The organism is Sulfurimonas sp. (assembly GCF_028714975.1).
Taxonomy (GTDB): domain Bacteria; phylum Campylobacterota; class Campylobacteria; order Campylobacterales; family Sulfurimonadaceae; genus Sulfurimonas.
The window spans coordinates 215,407-238,980 of record NZ_JAQTLH010000001.1 but is presented as its reverse complement, the minus strand read 5'-3'; the positions used below and the strand labels follow the sequence as shown (position 1 = coordinate 238,980).

The window sequence follows — 23,574 nt, the reverse complement described above, 5'->3', positions numbered from 1 at the left end:
TAAATAAACTTGGAATAAATTTCAAGTCTAAGGAAAAGACAAAATGTCTGTAATTTGGGAAGCACTAAATAATGTCAACTCTATCACTATTGCTTTGTTACTTTTATCGTTAGCCATCGCTCTTTTTTATGAAATGATTAACGGTTTTCATGACACCGCAAATGCAGTTGCAATGATCATTTATACTAACTCTATGAAGGCAGAATATTCTGTCATCATGTCCGGTATTATGAACTTTTTTGGTGTTATTATGGGCGGTATAGGCGTTGCATATGTTATTGTCCACTTATTGCCGCTTGATATTATGGTAGCATCCAATCAAAATGCGACGCTAGTTATGATTTACTCCCTGTTGATTTCCGCAGTCATATGGAATTTCGGAACGTGGTATTTCGGTTTGCCTGTTTCGAGTTCACATTCGCTGATTGGCTCTCTTATCGGAGTCAGTGCAGTCTTTGGTGTTATGAACGGTTTTGAGTTTTCGCAAAGCGTAAATTGGAAAGCATTGTACGGTGTATTGACGGCATTGGCTCTTTCTCCTATTTTAGGGTTTGGTTTTGCGTTTTTACTTATGAAAGCTACGAGAAAATTTATTCATGGCACAAAGTTTTACAAAACACCCGATAGCGAGGTAAAAAGAAAGCGTCCGAATTTCTGGATGAGGATGGGGATTATTGCAACAGGTGCCGGTGTTAGTTTTGCGCACGGTTCAAATGACGGGCAAAAAGGAATCGGTCTTATCATGATTATCCTCATCGGGATATTGCCGACTTATTACGCGCTCAATATGGATTCGCATCAATATAAAATTCAACAAACGCGGGACAGTGCCGAAAATTTAGCAAAATTTTATGCCGAGAACAACGAAACACTCAACAAACTCGTAAACGAGAAACATCTAATCAGCGCGCTTAAAACAAAAAATACAATTGCCGAATGTAATGTTAATCAAGTTTACGACACAACCTCTTTGATTGCTACAAAACTAAATGGTCTAAAGTCATATTCGGAACTTTCTTCACAAGATCGTTGGAGTGTTCATACGGCTATTTTATGTTCGGATAACTTTTTTGGACAAGTAGAAAAAACGTATTTGTTAACAGATAAGGATAAGTCCGATTACATAGCGATTCAACGAAAAACGATGCTCTCCGCTACCGAATACGTCCCAAATTGGGTAATTATAGCGGTGGCACTTGCGCTTAGTATCGGAACGATGATAGGTTATAAAAGAATAGTCCTTACAATCGGTGAAAAAATCGGATCTCAGCCGATTAGCTATATGCAAGGTACGGTTGCACAAGCGATGGCAATGATGACGATTCTATTGGCAAACTTTGCCCACGCTCCGGTCAGCACAACGCATATCGTATCTAGTGCCGTTGCAGGATCTATGGTTGCAGAACCGGGAGGCGGCGTACAGAAAAGTACCGTAAATACCATTTTACTTTCATGGCTTTTTACGTTGCCTGTAACTGCATTACTGAGCTCGGCGATTTATTACTGTCTTAATTTTATTTTTATAGCAAAATAATTTAAAAACTTCTCTTTGTTGAGGAGTTTTTATTTATAATATTTAAAATCTTTCTTAGCAATCTCTAAAGCCTTGTAAAAATCCATAATTTCACCGCCAAACTGGGCTTGAAATTTTTTAGCGTCCTCTTCATTGGCAAAAGCATACTTGCTTATTTTACTCATAGTGCCGCTTTTTTGACTGCCTACAACATAGTAAGCTTTTGTAGAATCAATAAACTTTAGAGAGCTTACATCTACAACTTTAGGGTTTTTAAGCATAATACCCTCACCTAAATGATCCTCCAAGCAGTGAATAGAGCAATATTGATATACCGTGTCATCATGTGTCGCACTATGGCTTGTTTTATAATATTTAACCAAATCCATCCCGCATCGGCAGCAATAATTTTTATTTTTACCGTCTTGAAGCAAAATTGCCTCATGTTCATGAACACTTTGAAACATACTAGATTTTGGACTAATATTTTTTTCGCCTCCGCAGCCGACTAGTAAAAAAGCGATTGCTAAAGGGATTCCAATTTTATACATATTTACTCCTATAATTTTGTAATGTTAGCAATAAATAATTACTAAAGTGTTAAAATAAACAAAAATATGGATACTTATGAAAGATAAAACAGCAAAATACCTCAAAGAGATAGCTATTTTTTTTATTATCATGACTATTCTCGCAAATATATTAAGTCTATACAGAAGCAGTGATTTAAATAAAAGCGCATTAAATATGCCGCCCGTTACTCTCATAAATAACAGCTCATATACATTGCCAAAAGGTGAGCCCGTTTTAATTTACTTCTGGGCAACTTGGTGTCCTACATGTAGAGCAGAGGCACCTAATATTGAGCTAATATCAAAAAAATTTAATGTTTTAACAGTTGCACTTAAATCGGGAAATGATTCAAAAATAGAGGAGTATCTGAAGAGTCAAGACCTAAGTTTTAGAGTTATTAATGATTATGACGGTTCTATCACCCAAAAATTTAATATCTCCGTCTTTCCGACAACAATTATTTATGATAGAGAGGGTAATGAGTTATTTAGCGATGTAGGATATACGACTACTCTAGGACTGTGGCTTAAAATGTGGTGGGTAAGTTTGTAAAAACTTACTAATCGTAAAATACTCTTTAGTTTTTTAAAAAAATGATTAATGAAAATAGAGATAGAGTAGTTGCAGATTGCCACGAGCTAAAGCTCTCGCAATGACGTTCATTACGAGAGCTTTAGAAAAGCTATTTTCCGATTTTAACTACATACGCTTTATGAGACAGAGGTACCCAAGGGCGTTTGACATGCTCAGGACGACGAAGTGTAGAATGTTCATCCAACCCGCGCGTAAGCTGATCTCTCCATCCCTTATATACCTTAAAGTTGTTATCATAATTTACATAAATATCACCGATTTTATCACCTTGCTGTGCAGGCTCTAAAATAACTTTATGGTGCCAACAGTGCATACCTGAAATCGGGTCAGGATGCGGAGCTGCCACGGCATTTTGCCATGAACCGCTGAGTCCGTCCCACCAGATATTTCCGCTATCTCTGTTGTAATTTGCAAATCTCTCTGCTTTAAACGGCTTGATACCCTCTACATATTTGAGTTTACCGACTTTTCCGTCCATTTGAAGCTCTGCAGTAGGAACACCGAAACTATTGATTCCGGCTTTTCCGCTATAATCTTCAATTTTAATCTGTGCTCCGTCTTTACCTACATTATCAACAGGATGAGCGATAAATTTAGGATCATTTACATTTCTTGCTATCGGCTGTGGATTAACTTTTCCATCACTTACACCGTTTGGAATAGACACGGAGTTAGATAATTTCCAACGTCCTCCATGGTGTGAACAAGCAAGCGTACCCGGAAGTACGCCCTCTGTAGGGATAGCCATCGCAACAAAGTGACCTGATTCTAGACCTGTTAAGCTGTCCACAATTTTAACACGGATAGCATCACCGCGTTTAAATCCTTGTCTCTTAGCATCAGAAGTTGAGATCCAAATAGGGTCATGATTTTGAGATATCTCCATCAAATGTTTCGAGTTGGCAGAACGTGTATGAATATTATACGGTAAACGGAAAACCGTATTTAAAGCATATGAATTCTTCTCTGTCATATAAGAGTGGTTTACATGCGATACGATATGAACCATCTCTTTTTTCTCTTGTTCGTTTCTTGGATAAAACGGAATAGCATACTCCGGCCATTTCCAATCATCGGCGAACCACTCACAGAAGAAGTCTAGTTTTTTATCAAGCGTTTCAAAACCTTCCATTTTTTTACCGTTAATTTCAATACCCATAGGTGTTTTTTTACCGTCATGCTCTGCCGTCATAACACCTGTTCTTTTATTAATATGAACATGCTTTTTATCATATTTATGACCGTGAGAAATATAATTTTCTCCGTCATCCTTTATCTCACGCTCTTGTGCTGAATAGATTTTATTCTCTTCCATCCATGCACCGTAATCTCTTAAGTACTCATATACCGGATATTCAGAGTTTTTGTATCTCTCATCTGCTGTTGCCGTCGCTTTTAGATTTGGCAAGTTATCGCCAAATGCAGCATCGTACCACTCGGCAATCGTTACAGGTTTCCCAGGATTTTTCTTAGACTCCCACATCTTTTTAATACCAAGATCACCTGTAGGGTCTATATAATTAACACACAGTTCAAACCAAAACTCATTCTCTTCCCAAACTTCACCGAGTCCGGCTTTAATATGAGCTTCTAGTGTCGCGCGAGCAGGATTTTTAGCCTTCCATCCTGCTTTTTCCAGAGCAACTCTTAAAACAGGTTGACGGAAAGATGTCCAACGAGCAGGCATTGTAGCTTCTGAGTGTTGATCGTGTCTCTCACCTGCAAGTCCGACAGGTAAAATATAATCCATATACCAGTTTGTCTCTGACCAAACAGGAGAGAGATTCATAGTAAGCTCCATCTTAGACTCATTTTTAAGAACATCTATCCATCTGAATCCATCTGGATTAATCCATACAGGATTATACATACGAGGGATATAAACGGATAGTTTTTGAGGAACTTTCAGCCCTTTTGCTATCCATTTTTCCTGCCACTCGGTGTCACTTAAAAGATGCGGTAAAAGAAACGACATCTCATAAGATGATAGAGGCCATTCCGGCGGATATGTAAGTTCGTTATAAACATCGACTTTTGGAACATTTACTCCGCGCATACCTTGTCCGACGGTAGAGCTACCGCCCTTTCCTGATACAGAGATAACATGCCAGTGGTGGAAGAATGTACCACCCTCAGGTCCGATTGCTCCACGAAGAGCAAGCGCAAAATAGCCTGTACGACCACCCATCCAGCCACCGCGGTTTCCGGCAGCAGATGCTCTCCAAAAGTATGTAGATATTGAATCGCCTGCCCATATAAACATATCATAAAGCGCTTCAAGTTTATATGCAGGAACATGCGTCTCTTTAACGGTAAAATCTAAAGTATAAGGAGAATATAGCTCTTTTAAAACTGCTAAAAACGTATCAAAATCATCTCCCGCAGGAACTTTAGAAATATACCCTTTTTTAACCATAAACTCTAAATATTTTTTATTATCTAAAAATACTTCCCAATTTATCCATTTTTTAACAAACGCTTTATCAACTTTGTTTTCATTTAAAATTCTTTGCGTTAAATAAAGGTAAATAGCCGGTTCAGTACCCGGCCATGCAGCTATCCATAAATCAGCCATACCCGCAGAGTTTGACAAACGAGGATCCATAACGACCATCTTTGCACCCTTAGATCTTGCATCGGCAATAAATGCCGCAGATTGCGCAAAATAGTGACCTGCATCTGCTGCATGCGAAGAGTTTAAGAAAACTAACTTAGCATTTGCCCAGTCAGGTGATGTTCTATCGTCATTTGCAAACTGAATCGTACCAGTACGACCATTTGCTGAACAGATGTTCGTATGTGAGTTATAAGAATCCAAACCTAATGTATGCCAAATAGCAGGAACAAACCCGTTTTCATTTGGACGACCTACATGATACATTACCGATTTTTTTGAAATTTCATCACCGATTCTTATGGTATCGCCCATCTTCTTACCGATAGTCGTCATAGCCTCATCCCAAGTAGTACGAATCCACTTGCCCTCTCCGCGAGCAGAACCCGGAGCACGTTTAAGCGGGAACGCTATACGATCGGGATCATACATTTGAGATTGAACTGCATAACCTTTCGCACAGTTACGACCGCGGCTTCCCGGATGGAAAGGATTACCCATATACTTCTTAACCGTAAAAGTTTTTTTGTCAATCCATGCAGTTAAACCGCAAGAAGCTTCACAGTTTGAACATGCAGTAGGAACGATAGCGTAATCATTTACTTCAATACCTTTAGGATTTGACTGACTTCTTACACCGTGGCGATCTATACCGCCTCTTTTCCAATCATTACCGTCTAACTCTTTAAAATCATTCCACTCGTTTATCGGAGGATAAAATGATAAAGAGCCCGGAGTATTTGTAAACTTGCTGTCCTTTACTGAATCAGCGATAGCATCGGATGTAAATACACCCTTTGCGATAGTGGCACCTGCAACAGTAAATGCAGCGCCTTTTAAAAATGTTCTTCTACTTTCTAAATACATTAAAATCTCTCCCTAACTCATTGGTAATAATTGTGGAATCATTAGCCATACATGTTTAACTATAGCTAGACCTACTAACGCTAAAATAGCCGCAAGCTTTAATATACTTTCGCTCTTGCTTGTTCTACTTAAGACGATAAATAACATCGGTAAAATGTATGTCATCCACTGGCCTATCCAAAACATAACCGAGTATTGTCCGCCGCTTTTGACATAATCAATAGTAGCAGCAACTTCTTCTGCTTTCATCGGTCCGAATATATACTCTGACATATAGATAATAAACGCCATTAACGCACTTAGTCCAAGCACAACGCCTAGAGTGTTTTTAGCTTTATCATTAAGCGTACTTCCACCCATAAGTATCATAAATGCAGAACCAGAAAGAAGAGCTGCTAAAATCATTTGAGCAGATTCTGTCGGCATTTGCCACAATTCACGAGCCGTACACTGAGCCATCAGACCGGCAGTATAAAGCGTTACCGGAATTGCAAGAATGGTTGTCCAAAGCAATACTTTGTCAAACATTGCATAATCTTTTTTATATGCCATATATCCTAAAAAAGTCAAAAGACCCAAAAATGTTGAAGCCATAAAAGAACCTATTGCTATCGCAGATGTCCAGTTTGAATAAACAAATATATGCCACATTCTAAACGGTTGATGTAAATCCGCAAGCGTAAACAACAAGAAGATATTGATAAATACAAAAGCAACTATCGCCGTCGGCAATCTCAACTTTCCTGCTTGTTCAGGATACATTCTAAGAAGCATAAAAAGCATAAAGATAACACCTGTCCCTATACTCTTCGCCCACATATTTACCGTAACCAACCAAGGCCATACTATTCCCGGTATTGCTGCATCTAAAGTAACTACAGCATTCGTCGCTGCTAATATTTCATGTGCCATTAGTGATGTCCTCCTATTGGAAGTGTTGTGATGTTATTAAACAGTGAGTGTCCATGCGTTCTATGTGAAGCAAGCGGGTTAAGCGTAACATTTCCGCCGCCGACATAAAAGTGATGAGGATTTGTTCCTTTTTCAGGTTTACGCACTTGAACTCCGCCTTGATGAATTTGAATATATTTAGAGATATTTGAAGTAGGATCTTCTAAGTCTCCAAAAATATTTGCCTGAACAGGACATGCAACAACACATGCAGGCATCATTGATGAAGCCACGCGGTGAGCACAGAATGTACATTTATCGGCAGTTTGCGTTTGAGGATCGATATAAATTGCTCCGTACGGACAAGCCATAACACAACCTGCACAACCGATACAACGCTCTTTGTCGATATTTACGATACCGTTTTCTAAATAGTGAAGCGCACTAACCGGACAGATTCTCTCACACGGCGCATTCTCACAATGATTACATCTTAGCGGCGTAAATGTTCTTCTTGTTTCAGGAAAAGTTCCTACATCTACATATTTAACACGAAGTCTCCATGTACTCAGCGGAACTTCATTTTCCACTTTACATGCGACCTCACACCCTTTACATCCCATACATAGATGTAAATCAACCAGGAAGCCTAATTGCATATATTCTCCTTATAGCCCTTTGCAGACAAATTTTAAGATTTATAACTTTAGTTAATCTTTTTAAAAAGAAACCCTTATTTTGCAAGTTTTATGAATTCTTACTTCCTAAATACTACCTACATAAAGCTTAAATTAGTTATAAAAATGTGATAATTTTATAATATTTTTTATTTGTTGGGAATATTTGGGTTATTAATAATGAAGCTATCAAAGAAAACTAATAGCTTTATATATAAATAGAAGATTATATATTTGACTTCATAACCTAGATCCTGAATCATACCCAAAGGGCACGCGAGTTCAGGATGACGGAAACTTAAGAATCTCGTCATTTCAAACTCGATTTGGGATCTAATTTTTTAGTTATGCAAGAACTCTATTAAGTCTGACTCTGACAGAGAGCTCATGCGCGGTTAATCCCTCTGTTTTTGCGATTAATGCGCACTCTTCGCCTACCTCGTTTATCGCTTTAGAGCTAAAAGAGATAATTGATGTCTTTTTCATAAAGTTTTCAACTCCAAGAGGAGAGTAAAATTTGGCAGTTCCTCCGGTTGGCAGAGTATGGTTTGGACCTGCTACATAATCACCCACTGCTTCAGGAGTATTGTGTCCTAAAAATATCGCTCCTGCATGCTTTATAAGCGGCAGAAGTTCAAAAGGAGAGAGTGTTGCTACTTCTAAATGTTCCGGCGCGATTTCATTCATCAGCACAATTGCTTCTTCCATATCGGATGTTACTATTATTGCGCCTCTCTCTTCAATAGACTTTCTTGCTATCTCTTCACGAGGAAGTTTTTTCAGCCAATTTTCAAGTTCAACTTTTACCTCATCGGCTAACTTTTGTGAAGGAGTTATTAAAATTGAGCTTGCCATCTCGTCATGTTCCGCTTGAGAGAGCATATCAATTGCCAAATGTGACGGGTTTGCGCTATCATCCGCAAGTATACCTATCTCGCTCGGTCCTGCAATCATATCAATATTTACATCGCCAAAAACCATCTTTTTTGCTGTCGCGACAAAAATATTTCCCGGTCCCGTGATAACATCGACTTTTGGAATAGTCTCTGTACCGTATGCCATAGCCGCAATAGCACTGGCACCTCCGACTTTATAAACTTCGCTTACTCCGCACAAATGACATGCCGCAAGCAAAAGTTCATTCGGCTCATTGTCCGGTGTCGGTGTACAAACTACTATCTTCTCAACCCCTGCAACCTGAGCCGGAATAACATTCATAAGAAGCGAAGAGGGATAAGCTGCTTTTCCGCCCGGTATGTAAAGCCCCGCGCTATCAACCGGTGTAACTCTTTGACCCAAAATCGTTCCATTTGGTTCATCGTCAAACCAAGATCTCGGTTTTTGCTTTTCATGATATATCTTAATTCTATCATACGCCAAATGAAGAGAGCTTTTTAGCTTTTCATCAAGATTTGCATAAGCCCGACTCATCGACTCCGTCGAAATTTTCAAATCTTCGTCGCTCTTTGGAGTCCACTTGTCAAACTTAGCGATATGTCGTTTGAGCGCCTCATTTTTATCGCTTTTAATTTCACCGATAATATTTCCGACTATTGCACTAACAGAGGCTATATCCATCTTGCCTCGTCCGAGAAGCTCGTCAAATTCAGCCTTAAAATCAGTACTTTTTGAATTTGTAAAAATCATTTTTTCTTTTTTTCCTTATTAAACTCTTCTTTAACGATAACCAATGCTTTTAAGAAATTTTCAGCATCCATAGCACCCATTAACGGTTGATACATAGGTTCTGCACTCGGCTCTAAAAACCATATTGCAGGGGTACCCGGTTGCCACAACTCTTTAGGCATATAATCATTTTGATCGCTATACGAGATTATTGAGACAAAATTTTTATTAAGCTCTTCTATGACTCTTTTATCTTTAAATGTAGTCTCGTCTAAAATAACACAATACTTACATGAGTGTCTTGAAGACACAAAAAGTATCGGTTTGTTAACTTTTTTTGCTTCTGCGACCCCGCTATTGAAATCTTTCGCCCACTTTATTTCAGAAGCCATAAGAGTAGCAATACTCAACATTAAATATATAAAAATTTTACCCATGTTTTTTTACCTTTGAAAGAAGTTCTTTAGCACACTCAAGTGCACTTTTATCGGTTACGTCTATAACAACATCCGCTAAAGCCTTATACTGAGGCAAACGCTCGTTATAAAGCTCTCTTGCCTTTTTTAAGTCCTCTAAAAGCGGTCTTTTTTTAAGTTTTTTTACCGCATTCGGATGAGAATTTATTCTCTCTAGTATCTTATCAAACGAAGAGTCTAAAAAAACAACTACCCCGATATCTTTTAAATTTTTCTGTTTATAAAATCCGCCGCCGGTTGAAATGAGAGTGTTTTTAACACTTTTTTCAAGCCAGTGTGAAACTTTTTTCTCTAAAGACCTAAAATACTCTTCTCCGCTATCTGCGAATATTTTTTTGACGGCTTTATTCTCCATACTCTCTATAAGATCATCGGTATCCACGGATACATAATCGGAGAGCTTGATTACTTCACGGGCAACACTGCCCTTGCCTACACCCATAAAGCCTATTAAGATAATATTTTTCACTTCTATTTTTCTACTTTCATTGTAAACATGCTCATATCAAACTCCGGTTTGGTTTTTATGATTTTTGCATAAATCAAAATTGGAATAACAATATTGTACTCTAATATTGCCATACTGCTTATAAACGAGATAGCAAATATAGGCAAAATGCTCGGAATGAAAAAAGAGATGATAAAACCTACTAAAGAGATTATAAAAAGTACAAACTGAGCAGTTGCTAATTTTTTATTTATCATTTCATTCATCGTCGGGATAGTCATATAACCTTTAGCGTTTAGATGAAACCATACCAAAAACGGAACTATTTTATATAACATTCCCGACATAATTGAGAAAATAAATCCGCCGCCTATTAAAATCGCCACAATAACTATATATTTCCCGTCGAAAAAATCATTAAATGCCCAAGAAAATGTACCCAAAGTCATAAAAATAGCCGCACTTCTCCAGTACCAAACGGTTATATCACTCACCCTGCGGCGGCGGGCATTTAATTTAAGATAAACGGTTGTCGAAAATGCCCAAAAAAACATAGCTACCCATATTTTTGCGATTGTGCTATATGACTCTGCAAATATATTTAAAACTAGCCACAGCAGAAGTCCGCTAGTTATGAGCCATACGACTTTTTGTTTACAAAATTTCTTAAATCTCGGTGCGACATAAAACATCGGCAACACATGAAAAGCCACGCCGATAATCAAAACTCCGGCAAAACCGAAAATTGCCCAAACGCTATGAATATTTGCAAACAAACCATGCAAACCGGAAAACTTACCGATTCCGTAAGATGCTAAAAGATGCATTCCTATCAATACTATAATGAAAGCAAAAACTAAACTCGTAATCATCGCTCTAACACTTGGGGTTACATTTATAACGCCTCTAAATGCAACCAACATTGAGATAATTACCGTTAAAAAACCACCGCCAAGCAGAAGTGACGAGACTAAAATCAATTTTGATATATTTAGCCATAACCCAAAAATCATAGAAAAAGTACCGACTAACATAAGAGTATATGAAATTTTAGAGATTATATCTACTTTTGAAATTTTCACTCCGGCTAAAACAGGAAGCATTTGAAAGAGCGCACCAAACATTACAAAGCTTAAAAAACCGATAGTTATTGCATGTGTAATTACAATCGTTTCAATCGAGTATCTACTGGCTAAAACTTGGGCATCACTTAAAAATATTAAAATCCCTGCTAAAATAGCAAAGAGAGGCGCCGTTACAAAGAATCTAATCGGTGCCGATATGGGCGGTGCTTGATCTACCGATAATCCGTCAAATTCCATATCTTTTTCCTCTGTTTACTGAGCGATCATTGATTGCATCATATCTACTATACGATCAGACTCTGCACTTAAGTGCTGTTGAGCCATAGTGTAGAGCATCTGTTCCTCTTTCATATTGTGTTGCTGCATTAAAATCATTAATGTTTCGCTATTGCCGAAAAATTTATCTTTATCTTTAGCCTCTATTGCTTTACCCATCTCTGCTATTAAGTTTCTCATCTGAGCATGTTCATGTCTCATCATAGCAGTAGGACCTTGCGTCATGCCGGTTTTTTGCTCAAACTCTAAAAACATAACTCGTTCTTCCATTTGAAAATGTCTCTCAGTCGATTTTGCAAACTCTTCATATGCCTCTTTAGCACTCTCGATAGATTTTGCCGCCGCATCTTCCATATTTGCAAATAGTTCGTCGCAACGACCGTGATCTGTAGTTAAAAATTCTTTTATCGTACTCATTGTTAAGCCTTGTTTATCTTTTTTTCGTATTATATTAAAAATAGTTTTAAGAACAATTACTATAAATCAATAATTTATTAAATTTGTATTTAAAGAGCTTTTTACTATAATGGCATTTTTTAATTTCGATAGGAAAAATAATGAATAACAAAAAGTTAATTACACTTGGTTTTGCATCTATAACGGTTGCTCTTGCCTTGTTGTTTTCTACAAATCTGTTTGCCGCTACCGGGGAGAAAAAAGGGAGCAAAGAGGCTTCAAGACTTGAGGCTTTGGCAAAGTTTACAAAAGTTATCAGTATCGTCGAGCAGTACAATGTTGATAACGTAACTATTGAAGAGCTGATGGACAAAGCACTTAACGGCATGATGAGCAATCTTGATGCTCACTCTAACTATCTAACGCAAAAAGATTATAAAAATTTAAAAGTTCAAACAAACGGGGAGTTTGGCGGACTTGGAATTACAGTAGGGATAAAAGACGGTGCCATTACCGTTATTGCTCCTATTGAAGGCACTCCTGCCGATAAAGCGGGCGTAAAAGCCGGAGATATAATTCTTAAAATCAATAATGAATCTACCCTAAATATGACTATTGACGATGCTGTTGCAATTATGAGAGGTAAAATCGGCGCTCCGATTGAATTGACACTTGTAAGAGAAGGAGAGGCAAAACCTCTTAAAATTAGTATAGTAAGAGGAAATATCACAATAGAATCGGTATATACAAAATCTATCGGCAATGATATTCAATATATTCGCGTAACAAGTTTTGATAAAAAAGTTATCGGCGAGGTTACTAAAGCTATTAAGAAGAAAAAATCGACAACTAAAGGAATCATTCTTGATTTAAGAAACAATCCGGGCGGACTTCTTGATCAAGCTGTCGGGCTTGTAAACATATTTGTTGAAAAAGGCAATATCGTTTCTCAAAAAGGCAGAAATAAAGCCGATGATGAAATTTATACGGCAAAACCTGAAAACACTTTAACCGGAGTACCTTTAGTCGTGCTTGTAAACGGCGGAAGTGCCAGTGCGAGCGAAATCGTAAGCGGGTCGCTGCAAGATCATAAACGCGCTATAGTAGTCGGTCAAAATACATTCGGAAAAGGAAGCGTTCAGGTTGTGCTTCCCGTAACGGAAGAAGAAGCGATTAAGCTAACAATCGCAAGATATTACCTTCCAAGCGGGCGAACTATTCAAGCTGTGGGCGTAAAACCTGATATCGTAGTTTTCCCTGGTGAAATAAATACTACTAAAAATGATTTCGCATTAAAAGAGGCTGACTTAAAGAAACACTTAAAAGAAGAGCTAGAGAAAGTTGACGGGAAAAAAGGCAAAGATGAACCTTTAGAGGATTCAAAACTTATCATAACCGATGAGACGATGAATAAAGATAGTCAACTCAAAGCCGGTGTTGATATTATAAAAGCTTTAATTATTACAAAAGGACTATAAAAATGGAAAAAAGAGAACTGCTCTATGAAGGAAAAGCAAAAAAGCTATTTTCAACAGATGATGAAAATCTAGTTATATCAGAGTTTAAAGATGATTTAACTGCATTTAACGGAGAAAAAAAATCAAGTGAAGCCGGCAAAGGCGCACTTAATAACAAGATTTCAACTGAACTTTTTAAACTTTTAGAAGCTAACGGTATACAGACTCATTTTGTAAAAATGTTAGATGACAATCATATGTTACATAAAAAAACTAAAGTTATATTGATCGAAGTAATCGTTCGCAACATTGCCACGGGAAGTCTTACTCGCAATCTTGGAATCAAAGACGGAACGGTTCTTCCTTTTACTTTGGTTGAGTTTGACTATAAAAACGATGCACTCGGAGACCCGAAACTTAATGATCAACATGCACTGATTTTAGGTCTAGTTGATTATCAAGATGAATTAGACAAGCTTAGAAGGATGGCTAGACAAGTAAATGATATACTCAAGCCTTATTTTGCGGACAAGGGTTTAAAGTTGGTTGATTTTAAACTTGAATTTGGAAAAGACAAGAGCGGTAATATTATCCTTATTGATGAAATTAGTCCTGATAATTGTCGTTTTTGGGATATGGAAAGTGGCGAAAAGATGGATAAAGACAGATTTCGCCAAGGTTTAGGCGGTCTAAAAGTAGCTTACGAGCAAGTTCTAAACCGTATACTAGGTAAATAAGCACTAGTGCAAAAAATAAAATTAAGGAATAGTAATAGATGAAAGTAATTGTAAATGTATCTTTAAAAGCGGGTGTTTTAGATTCTCAAGGTAAAGCGGTGCATCATGCGCTTGAGTCTTTACACTTTAATAATGTTAGCAATGTTCGTGTCGGAAAACAGATAATATTCAATCTCGATGAGAGTGATGAGAAAAAAGCTATGGCAGATGTTACAAAAATGTGTGAAGATCTTCTTGCTAACACCGTAATTGAAGATTATGCAATCGAGCTAATCAAATGAAAGTAACGATTTTACAGTTTCCCGGTACGAACTGCGAATATGACACGCAGCACGCATTTAAATCTTTAGGTGCAAATACTGAAATTTTGTGGCATAAATCTGAAGTTGTACCAAAGGATACCGATTTACTAGTCGTTGCCGGCGGTTTTAGCTACGGTGATTATCTAAGAAGCGGTGCTATCGCAAAATTTAGTCCTGTTATGCAAGCCGTGACTAAATATGCAAAGAGCGGCGGAAAAGTTTTAGGTATATGTAACGGTTTTCAAGTTTTAACGGAAGCGGGTCTTCTTCCGGGTGCCCTTAAGCGAAACGAGAGCCTGCACTTTCTCTCAAAACATCATCATCTAAAAGTTGTAAACAACGACAATATATTTTTAGAAAAACTTCACAACGGCGATATTGTCAATATTCCTATTGCACATCATGACGGAAATTATTATATAGATGAAGACGGGTTAAAAGAGTTGTATGAGAACAATCAAATTCTTTTAAAATATTGCGATGAAGAGGGAAATGATAAAAATCCTAACGGCAGCGTAGATTCAATTGCCGGTGTTTGCAACAAAGAGAAAAATGTTTTCGGTCTTATGCCTCACCCTGAGAGAGCGATGGAGAAACTTCTTGGAAGCAATGACGGTATTAAAATGCTGCAAGGTTTTTTACAAGCGTGAAAACCTTTCTATTAGCATGGCTGCTTCTATGCACAACTCTGTTTGCAACTCCTACCGATGCACCGGAGGCGGATAACTCTGCCAATACGCAAAACATCGCAAATTCTAGCGAAGCAGAAGCACAAGAGGTAGCAAAAGTTATCTACTTAAGTTATGAAAAAATTCCATCAAGAGTTTTAAAAGGTGAAGTATTTGAAGTAACTATTAAAACCATCTCTACCGTTAAAAATTTTATAGATATAAAATATGAACTATCAAACTCAAAAGGTTTGAAACTTTTAAATAACTCTCCGACTAGAAGTGTAGAGTCCAAATACTATTATGAAACTTTTTATTTTATCGCAACATCAGAGAACGCTACTCTTCCTGATTTTACGGCTACATTGATAGACAAAAACAATACGCGATATGCAACGACGACTCTAGCAGGTGATAAACTCAATGTTATCTCACTCAACCCCGGCAAAGATTTTTCAAATATAGTAGCAAGCTCTTTTGAAATTGTAGAACATAAAACTACAAGCTATGACGCAGCTAGAAATATAGTAGTATTTGTAGCTACCGCTACAAACTGCGATATCTCCGCTCTTAAACTGCATAATGTATACAAACAGGGAACGGAATCTATCACGGAGTCGCACCTTGACTCTAAAATCATCTATTATGCAATCATTGATAAAAAAGTAGAAAATTTGTCCTTTTCATACTTCAACATAACTAAAAACAAATTTATAACTATTGACTTACCGATAGTCGTAAACGACGACAGCGTTACAACACAGAGTGATCTAAAACCAAAAGATCAGTCTAATGAAATACTAAAGATGAGCATAGCCGCAATAGTAGCTTTTCTTGCTCTTGTTATGCTTTTATGGAAAAAAAATTATATCTACCTAATCTTTGTCATTGTTCCTCTTTCATATGTTCTTTATGTCGGTGTTCCCTCTAAAGAGGTATGTATAAAAGAGGGAGCAAAAATATATCTGCTTCCTGTTGCAAACGGAACTATATTTGAAACAACCAAAAGCAAATACAATCTGCAAAAAGAGGAAGAAGTAAAAGGTTGGATTAAAGTGCAGCTAGAAAACAAAAAGATAGGCTGGGTAAAAAATGAAGATATTTGCTCACATTAGTTGGTTATTTGCAACAATAGTAATAGCAATATCTCTTACTATTATGATTATAACTTTTTATATGCTGCCTAGACCATATAGTAGAAAATTTTCCGCATGGCTTATCAGAACTGCTATATTTTTTAGAATAGAAGTAGAGGGCAAAGAAGATTCTGATGCTCAAATGTTTTTACTCAATCACCAAAGCGACTTGGATATAGTAGTTCTAGAGACGATAACAAAGAGAGATATCGCTTGGGTAGCCAAAAAAGAGCTTTTTGAGATACCTTTTTTTGGTTTAGCGCTTAAACTGCCACAAGATATAGCAGTTGAGAGAGAGAGTAAAACATCACTTATAAAACTTCTAAAAGATGCGAAACATGTTCTTAAAACAAACCGCGCAATAGCTATGTTTCCTGAGGGTACGCGTTCTACAAAAGATGTAATGCTCCCTTTTAAATCCGGCGCAAAAATAGTAGCCGATGCAAACAAACTTCGTGTTCAGCCCGTAGTGCTTATGCAAAGTGGAAAATATTATAATACAAAAAAATTTTACTACAAACCTGGACGCATAAAAGCAATCTTTTTGGAGTCGTTTATAGCGGATAAAAGCGATGAGAATTGGCTTAGCGACTTGCGAATAAAAATGCAAAAGGTGTATAATGATGAGTTGGCAAACAATCCTAGCAGTAGGTAGCGGCGGCTTTATCGGTGCCGTACTTCGGGCTTATCTAAACGGCGTCATATCACACAAAATGCCGCACGATTTACCTTTTGGAACTCTGGGAGTAAATCTAGTCGGCAGTTTTATAATGGGTATACTTATAGCCTATTTTATGTACACTACTATTTTTCCACTTCACGTAAAATCTTTTTTAACAACCGGTATTTTGGGCGGACTTACAACCTACTCGGCATTTGCTATTGAGAGTTTTTTTCTTCTAAACAGCGGGCAAATAGCTCTGGCTCTTGCGAACATCTCTCTTAATGCTTTTGGTTCTATCTTTATGGCAGGCGGCGGTTTTTATATAGTGAAGTATATTCTTAAAGCATAATAATCTCATCCGCGCACCATTTAGCTAAATCTAAATCATGTGTGATAAGCAGCATTCCCATCCTATCAAGGTGTTTTATGAGCATACTCATAACCTCTAACTGAATAACATTATCAAGTGCGGAAGTCGGCTCATCTAGCAGAAGCAAATCCGGTTTCATTAGCATTGCGCGAAGAATGGAAGCGCGTTGAAGCTGCCCGCCTGAGAGTTCATGAGGAAGTTTTAAAAGCAGTTCATAATCAAGATTTATATTTTTGAGATAGAGTTCCAACTCATCGAGCTTTGCCACATCTTTTATCTGATTTAGCAAGGTATAGCTTGGATGAAATGAGCTGTAAGGGTCTTGAAAAACCTCTGAGCAAAATGAGCTTTTAATTGTTCCCCCAAGCGGTTTCAGGTTTTTTAAAATAAGTTCAAAAAGAGTACTTTTTCCTGCTCCACTTGCTCCTACGATAGCTTTTATCTCGCCTTTTTTTAAAGAGAATGAGAGGTTATCAAAAAGCAAAGACTCTTTCTTATAGCCGAAAGAGAGATTTTCAACTTCTAATACGCTATTCAACTATCAACTCTTATGAAGTGTTTGGTAAACTTTTTCAAGTTCGGCATAAAGTGCTTGAGGAGCAAGAGAGCTGTTTGCATCCAAGACTCTCTTCATAACGACATTGTCCTCTTCGCCATCCCAAACTTTTATATAAGAACCGTCTTTATAGCCGTGGTCTTGTCTAAACTGATTTAAAATATTTTTTCCGACATAAAGTTTATAGAGAGTCTCTAAATTTAATCCGCTCATATCCACCAAATCAAAGAAATCTGAGATAAGTTTTTCAAGGTTTAGCGTCTCTTTTGAGAGGGTATCAAGCATAATGGATTCAATATTTTGTATAATTTCATCCTGCGCGGCAAAGAGTTCATTTTGAGTATCTATCTTGCTAAAAGTGTTTAAATGAGATATATTAAGTGCTAAATCCTCTAGTGTGCCTCTGTGTGTTTGCGCATAGTTCTCTATTGCCAAACTCATAATAAAGTGCCAAACATCGACAACTTCTATCTGCAAGTTAGCCCAGTCTGCCTCTTTGTCAATGTTTTTCCAGTGTTTCCAAGAAAAACTATCTATCATTTCGGCGCACTCCATGTAGATACATCTCTTCCATTTTATAACTTTGCCGTTTTTTGTAATGCCCTCAGTCCATTTTTCCCCGTTTGTAGCCTCGTTTAAAGTTGCTTGAAGTTGCAGCATAAGTAATATTTTATCCATAATTCTCTCATTAAAAATTTTTCTCTATTGTACCAAATATGCTAAAATAGCGCACTTAAAACCGAGATATATATGAAAAGAATTAATTGCAGAAGATGTGAATACTATTTTGTTACATGGGAAGCCGCGAGACCTCACGGGTGCAAGGCTTACGGGTTTAAATCGCCACAAATTCCGTCTATGGTTGTCTTTCAAAGCAGCGGAAGTGAGTGTACTATGTTTAAAGAGAAAAGTACTCCTAAAAATCAGTAACTCTCTTTGACTTAAAGCCTTAAGATATCTCCTGCCAAATAATCTTTTTGCCGAATCCCAGAGTATTATCCGTTAATTTAAAGTAGTTTATTTTTATCTGCCAAAGCTTAGGGTTCATAGCAAGCGCGTAAGGAAAATTTTTAAAGTATTGTTTTTTTAACTCGTCATCCTCTAAGGGCAAAAAGTCACCTCTAAACTGAATTCCCTCTATTTTACCGACTGTTTTTGTCTCCAAAACAACAGTTCCTGCAACTTTTGGATTTTTTGTTATATTTTTTATATGCATCGTATCGTCACCGCTTGCTACAACAAAAGCGATTTTTTGGTTATCAAATACGTAAAAGAGGTTACATGCGCTAAGCTCTCCTCCATCCGTCGTGGCAAGTGTAAGCACATGATGTTTTTGTAAAAAAGAGTTTACCTTTTGCAAATCACTTGACATTAAAACCTTTGTATAGATACTTTTCTAAATCTTCTAATGAGTACATATCTCTCTTTTTTAACATAAGTTGTGCGATATCATCATTCATCATAGTCTCAAACATCTCTTTTGTGGATGTCATTTTATAATGACTTTTTAAGAAATCGAGCAAAACTTCAAAATTATCACTTTTTTTATCGCTATACTGTTTAAAAAATTTAAACTCTTCCCAATTTATTTCAATCAATCTTTGCTCCCGTAATCTTGTAGGGCTTTTTCTAATTTTTTTACTACTTGCAACATTTTAGCAGATGAGACGGCAAAATTCAACCTCATAAATCCACTGCCCTCTCTGCCAAAACCAATTCCCGCACTAATACCCAACCCTGCTTTATAAACAAAAAAATCTCTAAGCTCCTTATCACGAAATCCCATACCGCGACAATCAAGCCAAGCAAGGTAAGTTCCCTCAATCGGAGTTATTTTTATAAGATGCGGATATTTATCACACAGCTCCCTTAAGAGAAGAAAATTTTTAAAAAGATGCGATTTCAACTCTTCAAGCCAAATTTTGCCCTCTTTATATGCCGCTTCAAAAGCAGCGTGAGAGAGTACATTTCCTTGCGCAAAGTGAACACGGTTATATATTTTTAAGAATCTTTCTCGCAGCTCATAATTCGGTACGGCAACACTGCTCATTGCAAAACCTGCCATATTGAATGTTTTTCCTACTCCTATGGCAGTTACGGTTATATCTCTTGCAGCTTTTGAGAGTGAGGCAAAGGGGATGTGTATATTTGGCGCATATACCAAATCAGAGTGAATCTCATCGCTAAAGACGACTATGTCATGCTTCAAACATACTTCTAAAATCTGCTCCAACTCCTCTTTTCTCCAAACTCGCCCAACCGGATTGTGAGGAGAGCAGAGAAGCAAAAGTTTGGTTTTTTCGTCTATCTTTGATTTTAAATCTTCTATATCAAAAGTGTAAGTTCCATCATCTTTTAGCTTTAACGGATTTTTTAAAAGCTCTCTCTCATGCTCTATCACACTATGAAAAAAAGGCGGATATACCGGAGTTTGGACTATGATTTTATCGCCTTTTTGCGTAAATGCTTCAATGGCGACATTCATACTAGCAACCACCGAGTGCGAATAGAGCATATCTTCAAGTGCAAACTCTATATTATGTTCCCTCTTCATCCACTCTATCTGCGCCAAAAATGCACTGCTTGGCACCTCTTCATAACCTATGATTGGATGTTCTAGGCGTTTTTTAACCGCACTAAGAACAAAATCGGGCGTATCTATATCCATATCCGCCACCCAAAGAGGCATAACATCGTTTGTACCAAAGAGTTTCTCTCTTAAGGCGTACTTCTCTGCGTTTGTGTTTTCTCTACTAGCAGAGGTTGAAAAGTCGTAGTTCATATTTTTCTCCAAACACTAACCTCCGCAACGCTATGCTGGAATTTTCTATCCGTCTCTTTTATGACAAAAGGCAAATCTTGCAGATGGATAAGTTCAAATTTTTCGCTCAAAATCTCTTTTAGAGTATCAAGCGTTCTAATCTCTTTACCGCTCTCATCTTTGTATCCGCCGAGCCAAAACTCTTTTTTTGTTGAGTTCTCCTGCCAGCTGTATGGGGAGGTAAGCATCAAAATCCCGCCGCTATTTATACGATTTTTGATATCTTCTAAAAATAGTCTAGGATTATAAATTCTGTCTATGAGATTTGTTGCCATTACCAAATCGTAAGAGTTGAAATTTGGCTTTAAGTTACAAGCATCTCCCTGCCAAAAAGAGACTCTCTCTTTTAGATTTTCGTAGCCGAGTTCCTCTATGGTTACCTTTTTTTTCTGCACCAAATCGCCCTCAGTTTTTGAAGAAAATGCGACATAGCCCTCACTTTTGAGTTTTACACCGACTCCTATAAATCTAGCCGAAAAATCAACTCCCTCTACCTCATCAAAACTTTGTGCGAGTTCAAATGTTGCTCTCCCTGTTGCACATCCCAAATCAAGTGCTTTTTTTTGATTTTTTGCAAATTTTGAAGCTATTTTCGCACACTCTGGCGCAAAATTTTTAACTCCAAAATATTCATCACCGTATTGAAACTCGCAGTATTGCAAGACCTGTTCATCACTTTCATAAACATCCGACTCTTTCTTTACGCTTGAATCAGATATCACATACCTAAAACCCGCGTTTTGAAAGAAGTGTTTACGAAATGCATAGCGAGAGTGTTTCATAATAAGGTTTCCGCTGCTAGCCCATGATGAACCTAAAATTAGCGCGTGCTTATCATCGAAAGTCGGCGTTGAAAAATCATCGTAAGCGGGGTGGACAGCAAAACCTTTAAAGCCAAAAATAGGCGTTCTACTCCACTGCCAAACATTTCCGACAACATCATAGATACCGTTAAAACCAAACTCATTGACCGGACATGAACTAAAATAGTGGTAGAAATTCAAGTTTGCCCTGCTTTGATGAAATTCAGGAATATCTTTTAACCCTGCATATTCATACATAATGCGGTACTCCGCCTCACTCGGCAATGAGTAGAGGACTCCATCTTTTTTGCTTTTGTAGCGACAAAACGCTTCGGCTTCAAGTGCATTTACATCAGAGGGCCAATCAAGGGGCATATCTATAACTTTTGCCAAAGCCCTATACTTAAAGCCGTCTTTCTCTTTGACCCAAAACGAAGGATATTTCGCACCGCTTATGGCTAAAAATTTTCTTCCCTCATCATCCCAAAACTCCTCGTTTTCATAACCGCCCTCTTCTACAAACTCCATAAATTCGCCGTTGCTTACAAGGTATTTTGAAGCTTGAAAATCACTCACGCTCTCTTTATACTCTCCATACTCATTGTCCCATCCGTAAAGATTATGAGAAACCTCTTTTCCCAAAACAACGCTTGCGCCGCCAAGAGAGACCATCTCGTTTTTTGGAGTGCTTGAACTATGAGGGCAGATGTTAAACTCTTTTACCTCTTTTACGAACTCTAGCGGCATCTGACGGTGCAAAACAAGAGAAGTCTCTATATGAATCCTCTCATGCTCAATCCCCATCAAAACTACCCACATAGCACTCTCTTGAGTAATCGGCAGAGTCAAAGGAAGAGTCATTATCAGTTCATCGACAAACTCTCTTACTTTTGCTCTATACTCTCTAACCTCTTCTACTCTTGGCCATTTATAATTACTGCTATTTACATCATCCCAACTCATCTCATCTACACCGACGGCAAAAATCGACTCAAACTCGGGATTTATCCTATCTTTGATTATCTTCATATTGATTAGTTTATTTATAAAGAATGTTGCCGTATGTCCGAAATAAAATATCATCGGATGTCTTGTCGGCTCCGATTTTTTGTAAAAAACTTCATCCTCTTTTAAGACTTCAAAAATCTTCTCAAAGATGTTATATGTGTTATAAAAATATTCTCTTATCTCTTTGCGTTTTGCTTCTATGTCATTGCCATCAAGTGTAGGCGGATATAAACTAAATTTACTCAAAAAACAACCTTTTAGATATAATTTTTCTATGAAATTTTATTATAGTAAAAAATTAACTCCATTTACAAATCTCACTCACGCTTTTACTTCAAGAAAAAGTGGAAATTTAGCTTTTCATGTCGGCGATGATGAGTTAAGTGTAGAAAAAAATCATATTCTGCTGGCAAATACTCTTGAATATCAGAAAGAAACACTTGTTCATATGAAACAAATTCATTCAGATTTAGTCTGTATTGTAAGCGATGAGAAGTTTAACGCTCCGCCGACATGCGATGCGCTCATCACAAACAGACCAAATACTCCGCTTATGGTTATGGTGGCGGATTGTTCTCCTGTTCTTTTTTACGATGATGAAAAAAAAGCTATAGCTGCCGCTCATGCAGGTCGAGCCGGAGCATTTAAAAATATAGTAAAAATCGTAGTCGATAAAATGGCTAAAGCGTTCGGCTCAAATCCAAAAGATATGCAAGTTAGCATCGGAGCGAGTATCGGAGTTTGCTGTTATGAAGTCGGGAGCGAGATTTATAAAGAGGCAAAAGCACTTCATTTGGAGTACGCTATGCAAAAAAGAGATGATAAATTTTATCTCGATGTAAATAAAATCCTAAAAAAACAACTTATAGAGTGCGGTATAAATGAGCAAAATATTGAGATTTTCAACGAATGTACAAGCTGTAACACACACAAATATTTCTCATACAGAGCAGAGAAACAGACGGGAAGATTTGCGGGAGTTTTAATGATAAAAGATAGTTGAACTTTCTGAATAT

At 37.4% G+C, this 23,574-nt stretch carries 26 protein-coding genes; 11 read left to right on the top strand and 15 right to left on the bottom strand.

Going from position 1 to position 23,574, the window contains the following annotated elements:
• Nucleotides 1-43: 43 nt before the first annotated feature.
• Complete coding sequence (locus PHQ93_RS01265) at nucleotides 44-1,534, top strand: inorganic phosphate transporter (RefSeq protein ID WP_299939838.1); 1,491 nt, start codon at nucleotides 44-46, stop codon at nucleotides 1,532-1,534.
• Between the two features lie 29 nt (nucleotides 1,535-1,563).
• Here the strand turns inward: PHQ93_RS01265 and PHQ93_RS01260 are convergent, their stop codons facing one another.
• Complete coding sequence (locus PHQ93_RS01260) at nucleotides 1,564-2,064, bottom strand: nitrous oxide reductase accessory protein NosL (RefSeq protein WP_299939835.1); 501 nt, start codon at nucleotides 2,062-2,064, stop codon at nucleotides 1,564-1,566.
• A gap of 76 nt (nucleotides 2,065-2,140) precedes the next feature.
• Here PHQ93_RS01260 and PHQ93_RS01255 point away from each other — a divergent pair, with 76 nt between their 5' ends.
• Nucleotides 2,141-2,638, top strand: coding sequence for a protein disulfide oxidoreductase (locus PHQ93_RS01255; RefSeq protein ID WP_299939832.1), 498 nt, complete (start codon nucleotides 2,141-2,143; stop codon nucleotides 2,636-2,638).
• A gap of 130 nt (nucleotides 2,639-2,768) precedes the next feature.
• Here the strand turns inward: PHQ93_RS01255 and PHQ93_RS01250 are convergent, their stop codons facing one another.
• The 8 genes from PHQ93_RS01250 to PHQ93_RS01215 form a co-directional block, all read right to left on the bottom strand.
• On the bottom strand, nucleotides 2,769-6,161 hold the full coding sequence (locus tag PHQ93_RS01250) for a molybdopterin-dependent oxidoreductase (protein ID WP_299939829.1): 3,393 nt from the start codon (nucleotides 6,159-6,161) through the stop codon (nucleotides 2,769-2,771).
• A gap of 12 nt (nucleotides 6,162-6,173) precedes the next feature.
• A complete protein-coding gene (gene nrfD, locus PHQ93_RS01245; protein ID WP_299939827.1) occupies nucleotides 6,174-7,073 on the bottom strand; it encodes an NrfD/PsrC family molybdoenzyme membrane anchor subunit in 900 nt (299 codons plus the stop codon).
• Entirely contained in the window at nucleotides 7,073-7,711 is a 639-nt protein-coding gene (locus PHQ93_RS01240; RefSeq protein WP_299939825.1) for a 4Fe-4S dicluster domain-containing protein, read from the bottom strand. The genes nrfD and PHQ93_RS01240 overlap by 1 nt, the downstream gene beginning before the upstream one ends.
• A gap of 363 nt (nucleotides 7,712-8,074) precedes the next feature.
• Nucleotides 8,075-9,376 carry a histidinol dehydrogenase gene (hisD, locus tag PHQ93_RS01235; RefSeq protein WP_299939822.1) on the bottom strand — a complete coding sequence of 434 codons (1,302 nt, stop codon included), beginning with the start codon at nucleotides 9,374-9,376 and terminating at the stop codon, nucleotides 8,075-8,077.
• Complete coding sequence (locus PHQ93_RS01230; RefSeq protein ID WP_299939819.1) at nucleotides 9,373-9,792, bottom strand: DUF255 domain-containing protein; 420 nt, start codon at nucleotides 9,790-9,792, stop codon at nucleotides 9,373-9,375. The genes hisD and PHQ93_RS01230 overlap by 4 nt, the downstream gene beginning before the upstream one ends.
• Entirely contained in the window at nucleotides 9,785-10,300 is a 516-nt protein-coding gene (locus PHQ93_RS01225; RefSeq protein WP_299939816.1) for a shikimate kinase, read from the bottom strand. Before PHQ93_RS01225 ends, PHQ93_RS01230 begins: the two co-directional genes overlap by 8 nt.
• 2 nt (nucleotides 10,301-10,302) lie before the next feature.
• A complete protein-coding gene (locus PHQ93_RS01220; protein ID WP_299939813.1) occupies nucleotides 10,303-11,601 on the bottom strand; it encodes a hypothetical protein in 1,299 nt (432 codons plus the stop codon).
• Nucleotides 11,602-11,616: 15 nt separating this feature from the next.
• The gene (locus PHQ93_RS01215) at nucleotides 11,617-12,057 is read right to left on the bottom strand and encodes a hemerythrin domain-containing protein (protein WP_299914717.1); all 441 of its coding nucleotides are present in this window, start codon (nucleotides 12,055-12,057) and stop codon (nucleotides 11,617-11,619) included.
• A 140-nt stretch (nucleotides 12,058-12,197) separates the two neighbouring features.
• Between PHQ93_RS01215 and PHQ93_RS01210 the strand changes: the two genes are divergently transcribed.
• Genes PHQ93_RS01210 through crcB form a run of 7 tightly spaced genes read left to right on the top strand, consistent with a single transcriptional unit; the run spans nucleotide 12,198 to nucleotide 17,349 of the window.
• Nucleotides 12,198-13,514: a S41 family peptidase gene (locus tag PHQ93_RS01210; protein WP_299939811.1), complete on the top strand. Its 1,317-nt coding sequence runs from the start codon at nucleotides 12,198-12,200 to the stop codon at nucleotides 13,512-13,514.
• Between the two features lie 2 nt (nucleotides 13,515-13,516).
• Entirely contained in the window at nucleotides 13,517-14,230 is a 714-nt protein-coding gene (gene purC / locus PHQ93_RS01205) for a phosphoribosylaminoimidazolesuccinocarboxamide synthase (protein ID WP_299939808.1), read from the top strand.
• 38 nt (nucleotides 14,231-14,268) lie between these two features.
• Nucleotides 14,269-14,511, top strand: coding sequence for a phosphoribosylformylglycinamidine synthase subunit PurS (gene purS / locus PHQ93_RS01200; protein ID WP_299939805.1), 243 nt, complete (start codon nucleotides 14,269-14,271; stop codon nucleotides 14,509-14,511).
• A complete protein-coding gene (gene purQ / locus PHQ93_RS01195) occupies nucleotides 14,508-15,182 on the top strand; it encodes a phosphoribosylformylglycinamidine synthase subunit PurQ (protein ID WP_299939802.1) in 675 nt (224 codons plus the stop codon). The genes purS and purQ overlap by 4 nt, the downstream gene beginning before the upstream one ends.
• Entirely contained in the window at nucleotides 15,179-16,315 is a 1,137-nt protein-coding gene (locus tag PHQ93_RS01190; RefSeq protein WP_299939800.1) for a hypothetical protein, read from the top strand. Before purQ ends, PHQ93_RS01190 begins: the two co-directional genes overlap by 4 nt.
• Nucleotides 16,293-16,991: a 1-acyl-sn-glycerol-3-phosphate acyltransferase gene (locus PHQ93_RS01185; RefSeq protein ID WP_299939797.1), complete on the top strand. Its 699-nt coding sequence runs from the start codon at nucleotides 16,293-16,295 to the stop codon at nucleotides 16,989-16,991. The genes PHQ93_RS01190 and PHQ93_RS01185 overlap by 23 nt, the downstream gene beginning before the upstream one ends.
• Complete coding sequence (crcB, locus tag PHQ93_RS01180) at nucleotides 16,960-17,349, top strand: fluoride efflux transporter CrcB (RefSeq protein ID WP_299939794.1); 390 nt, start codon at nucleotides 16,960-16,962, stop codon at nucleotides 17,347-17,349. Before PHQ93_RS01185 ends, crcB begins: the two co-directional genes overlap by 32 nt.
• Here crcB and PHQ93_RS01175 read toward each other — a convergent pair.
• Together PHQ93_RS01175 and PHQ93_RS01170 are read right to left on the bottom strand one after the other, a co-directional pair.
• Nucleotides 17,339-17,908, bottom strand: a complete 570-nt coding sequence (locus tag PHQ93_RS01175; RefSeq protein ID WP_299939791.1) for an ATP-binding cassette domain-containing protein — start codon at nucleotides 17,906-17,908, stop codon at nucleotides 17,339-17,341. The genes crcB and PHQ93_RS01175 overlap by 11 nt on opposite strands.
• Nucleotides 17,909-17,911: 3 nt before the next feature.
• Nucleotides 17,912-18,604 (bottom strand): dUTP diphosphatase, encoded by a 693-nt coding sequence (locus PHQ93_RS01170; protein WP_299939788.1) that lies wholly within the window; start codon nucleotides 18,602-18,604, stop codon nucleotides 17,912-17,914.
• A gap of 72 nt (nucleotides 18,605-18,676) precedes the next feature.
• On the opposite strand from PHQ93_RS01170, the gene PHQ93_RS01165 reads away from it, so the two are divergent.
• Nucleotides 18,677-18,856, top strand: coding sequence for a uracil-DNA glycosylase (locus tag PHQ93_RS01165; protein WP_299939785.1), 180 nt, complete (start codon nucleotides 18,677-18,679; stop codon nucleotides 18,854-18,856).
• Between the two features lie 19 nt (nucleotides 18,857-18,875).
• Here the strand turns inward: PHQ93_RS01165 and PHQ93_RS01160 are convergent, their stop codons facing one another.
• From PHQ93_RS01160 to ovoA, 4 genes are read right to left on the bottom strand one after another with little or no spacing between them, the layout of a single operon-like run.
• Entirely contained in the window at nucleotides 18,876-19,298 is a 423-nt protein-coding gene (locus tag PHQ93_RS01160) for a pyridoxamine 5'-phosphate oxidase family protein (protein ID WP_299939782.1), read from the bottom strand.
• On the bottom strand, nucleotides 19,288-19,524 hold the full coding sequence (locus PHQ93_RS01155; RefSeq protein WP_299939780.1) for a hypothetical protein: 237 nt from the start codon (nucleotides 19,522-19,524) through the stop codon (nucleotides 19,288-19,290). Before PHQ93_RS01155 ends, PHQ93_RS01160 begins: the two co-directional genes overlap by 11 nt.
• On the bottom strand, nucleotides 19,521-20,720 hold the full coding sequence (locus tag PHQ93_RS01150) for a pyridoxal phosphate-dependent aminotransferase (protein ID WP_299939778.1): 1,200 nt from the start codon (nucleotides 20,718-20,720) through the stop codon (nucleotides 19,521-19,523). The genes PHQ93_RS01155 and PHQ93_RS01150 overlap by 4 nt, the downstream gene beginning before the upstream one ends.
• A complete protein-coding gene (gene ovoA, locus PHQ93_RS01145) occupies nucleotides 20,705-22,804 on the bottom strand; it encodes a 5-histidylcysteine sulfoxide synthase (RefSeq protein ID WP_299939775.1) in 2,100 nt (699 codons plus the stop codon). Before ovoA ends, PHQ93_RS01150 begins: the two co-directional genes overlap by 16 nt.
• A gap of 28 nt (nucleotides 22,805-22,832) precedes the next feature.
• Between ovoA and pgeF the strand changes: the two genes are divergently transcribed.
• Entirely contained in the window at nucleotides 22,833-23,561 is a 729-nt protein-coding gene (pgeF, locus tag PHQ93_RS01140; RefSeq protein WP_299939772.1) for a peptidoglycan editing factor PgeF, read from the top strand.
• Nucleotides 23,562-23,574 lie beyond the last annotated feature (13 nt).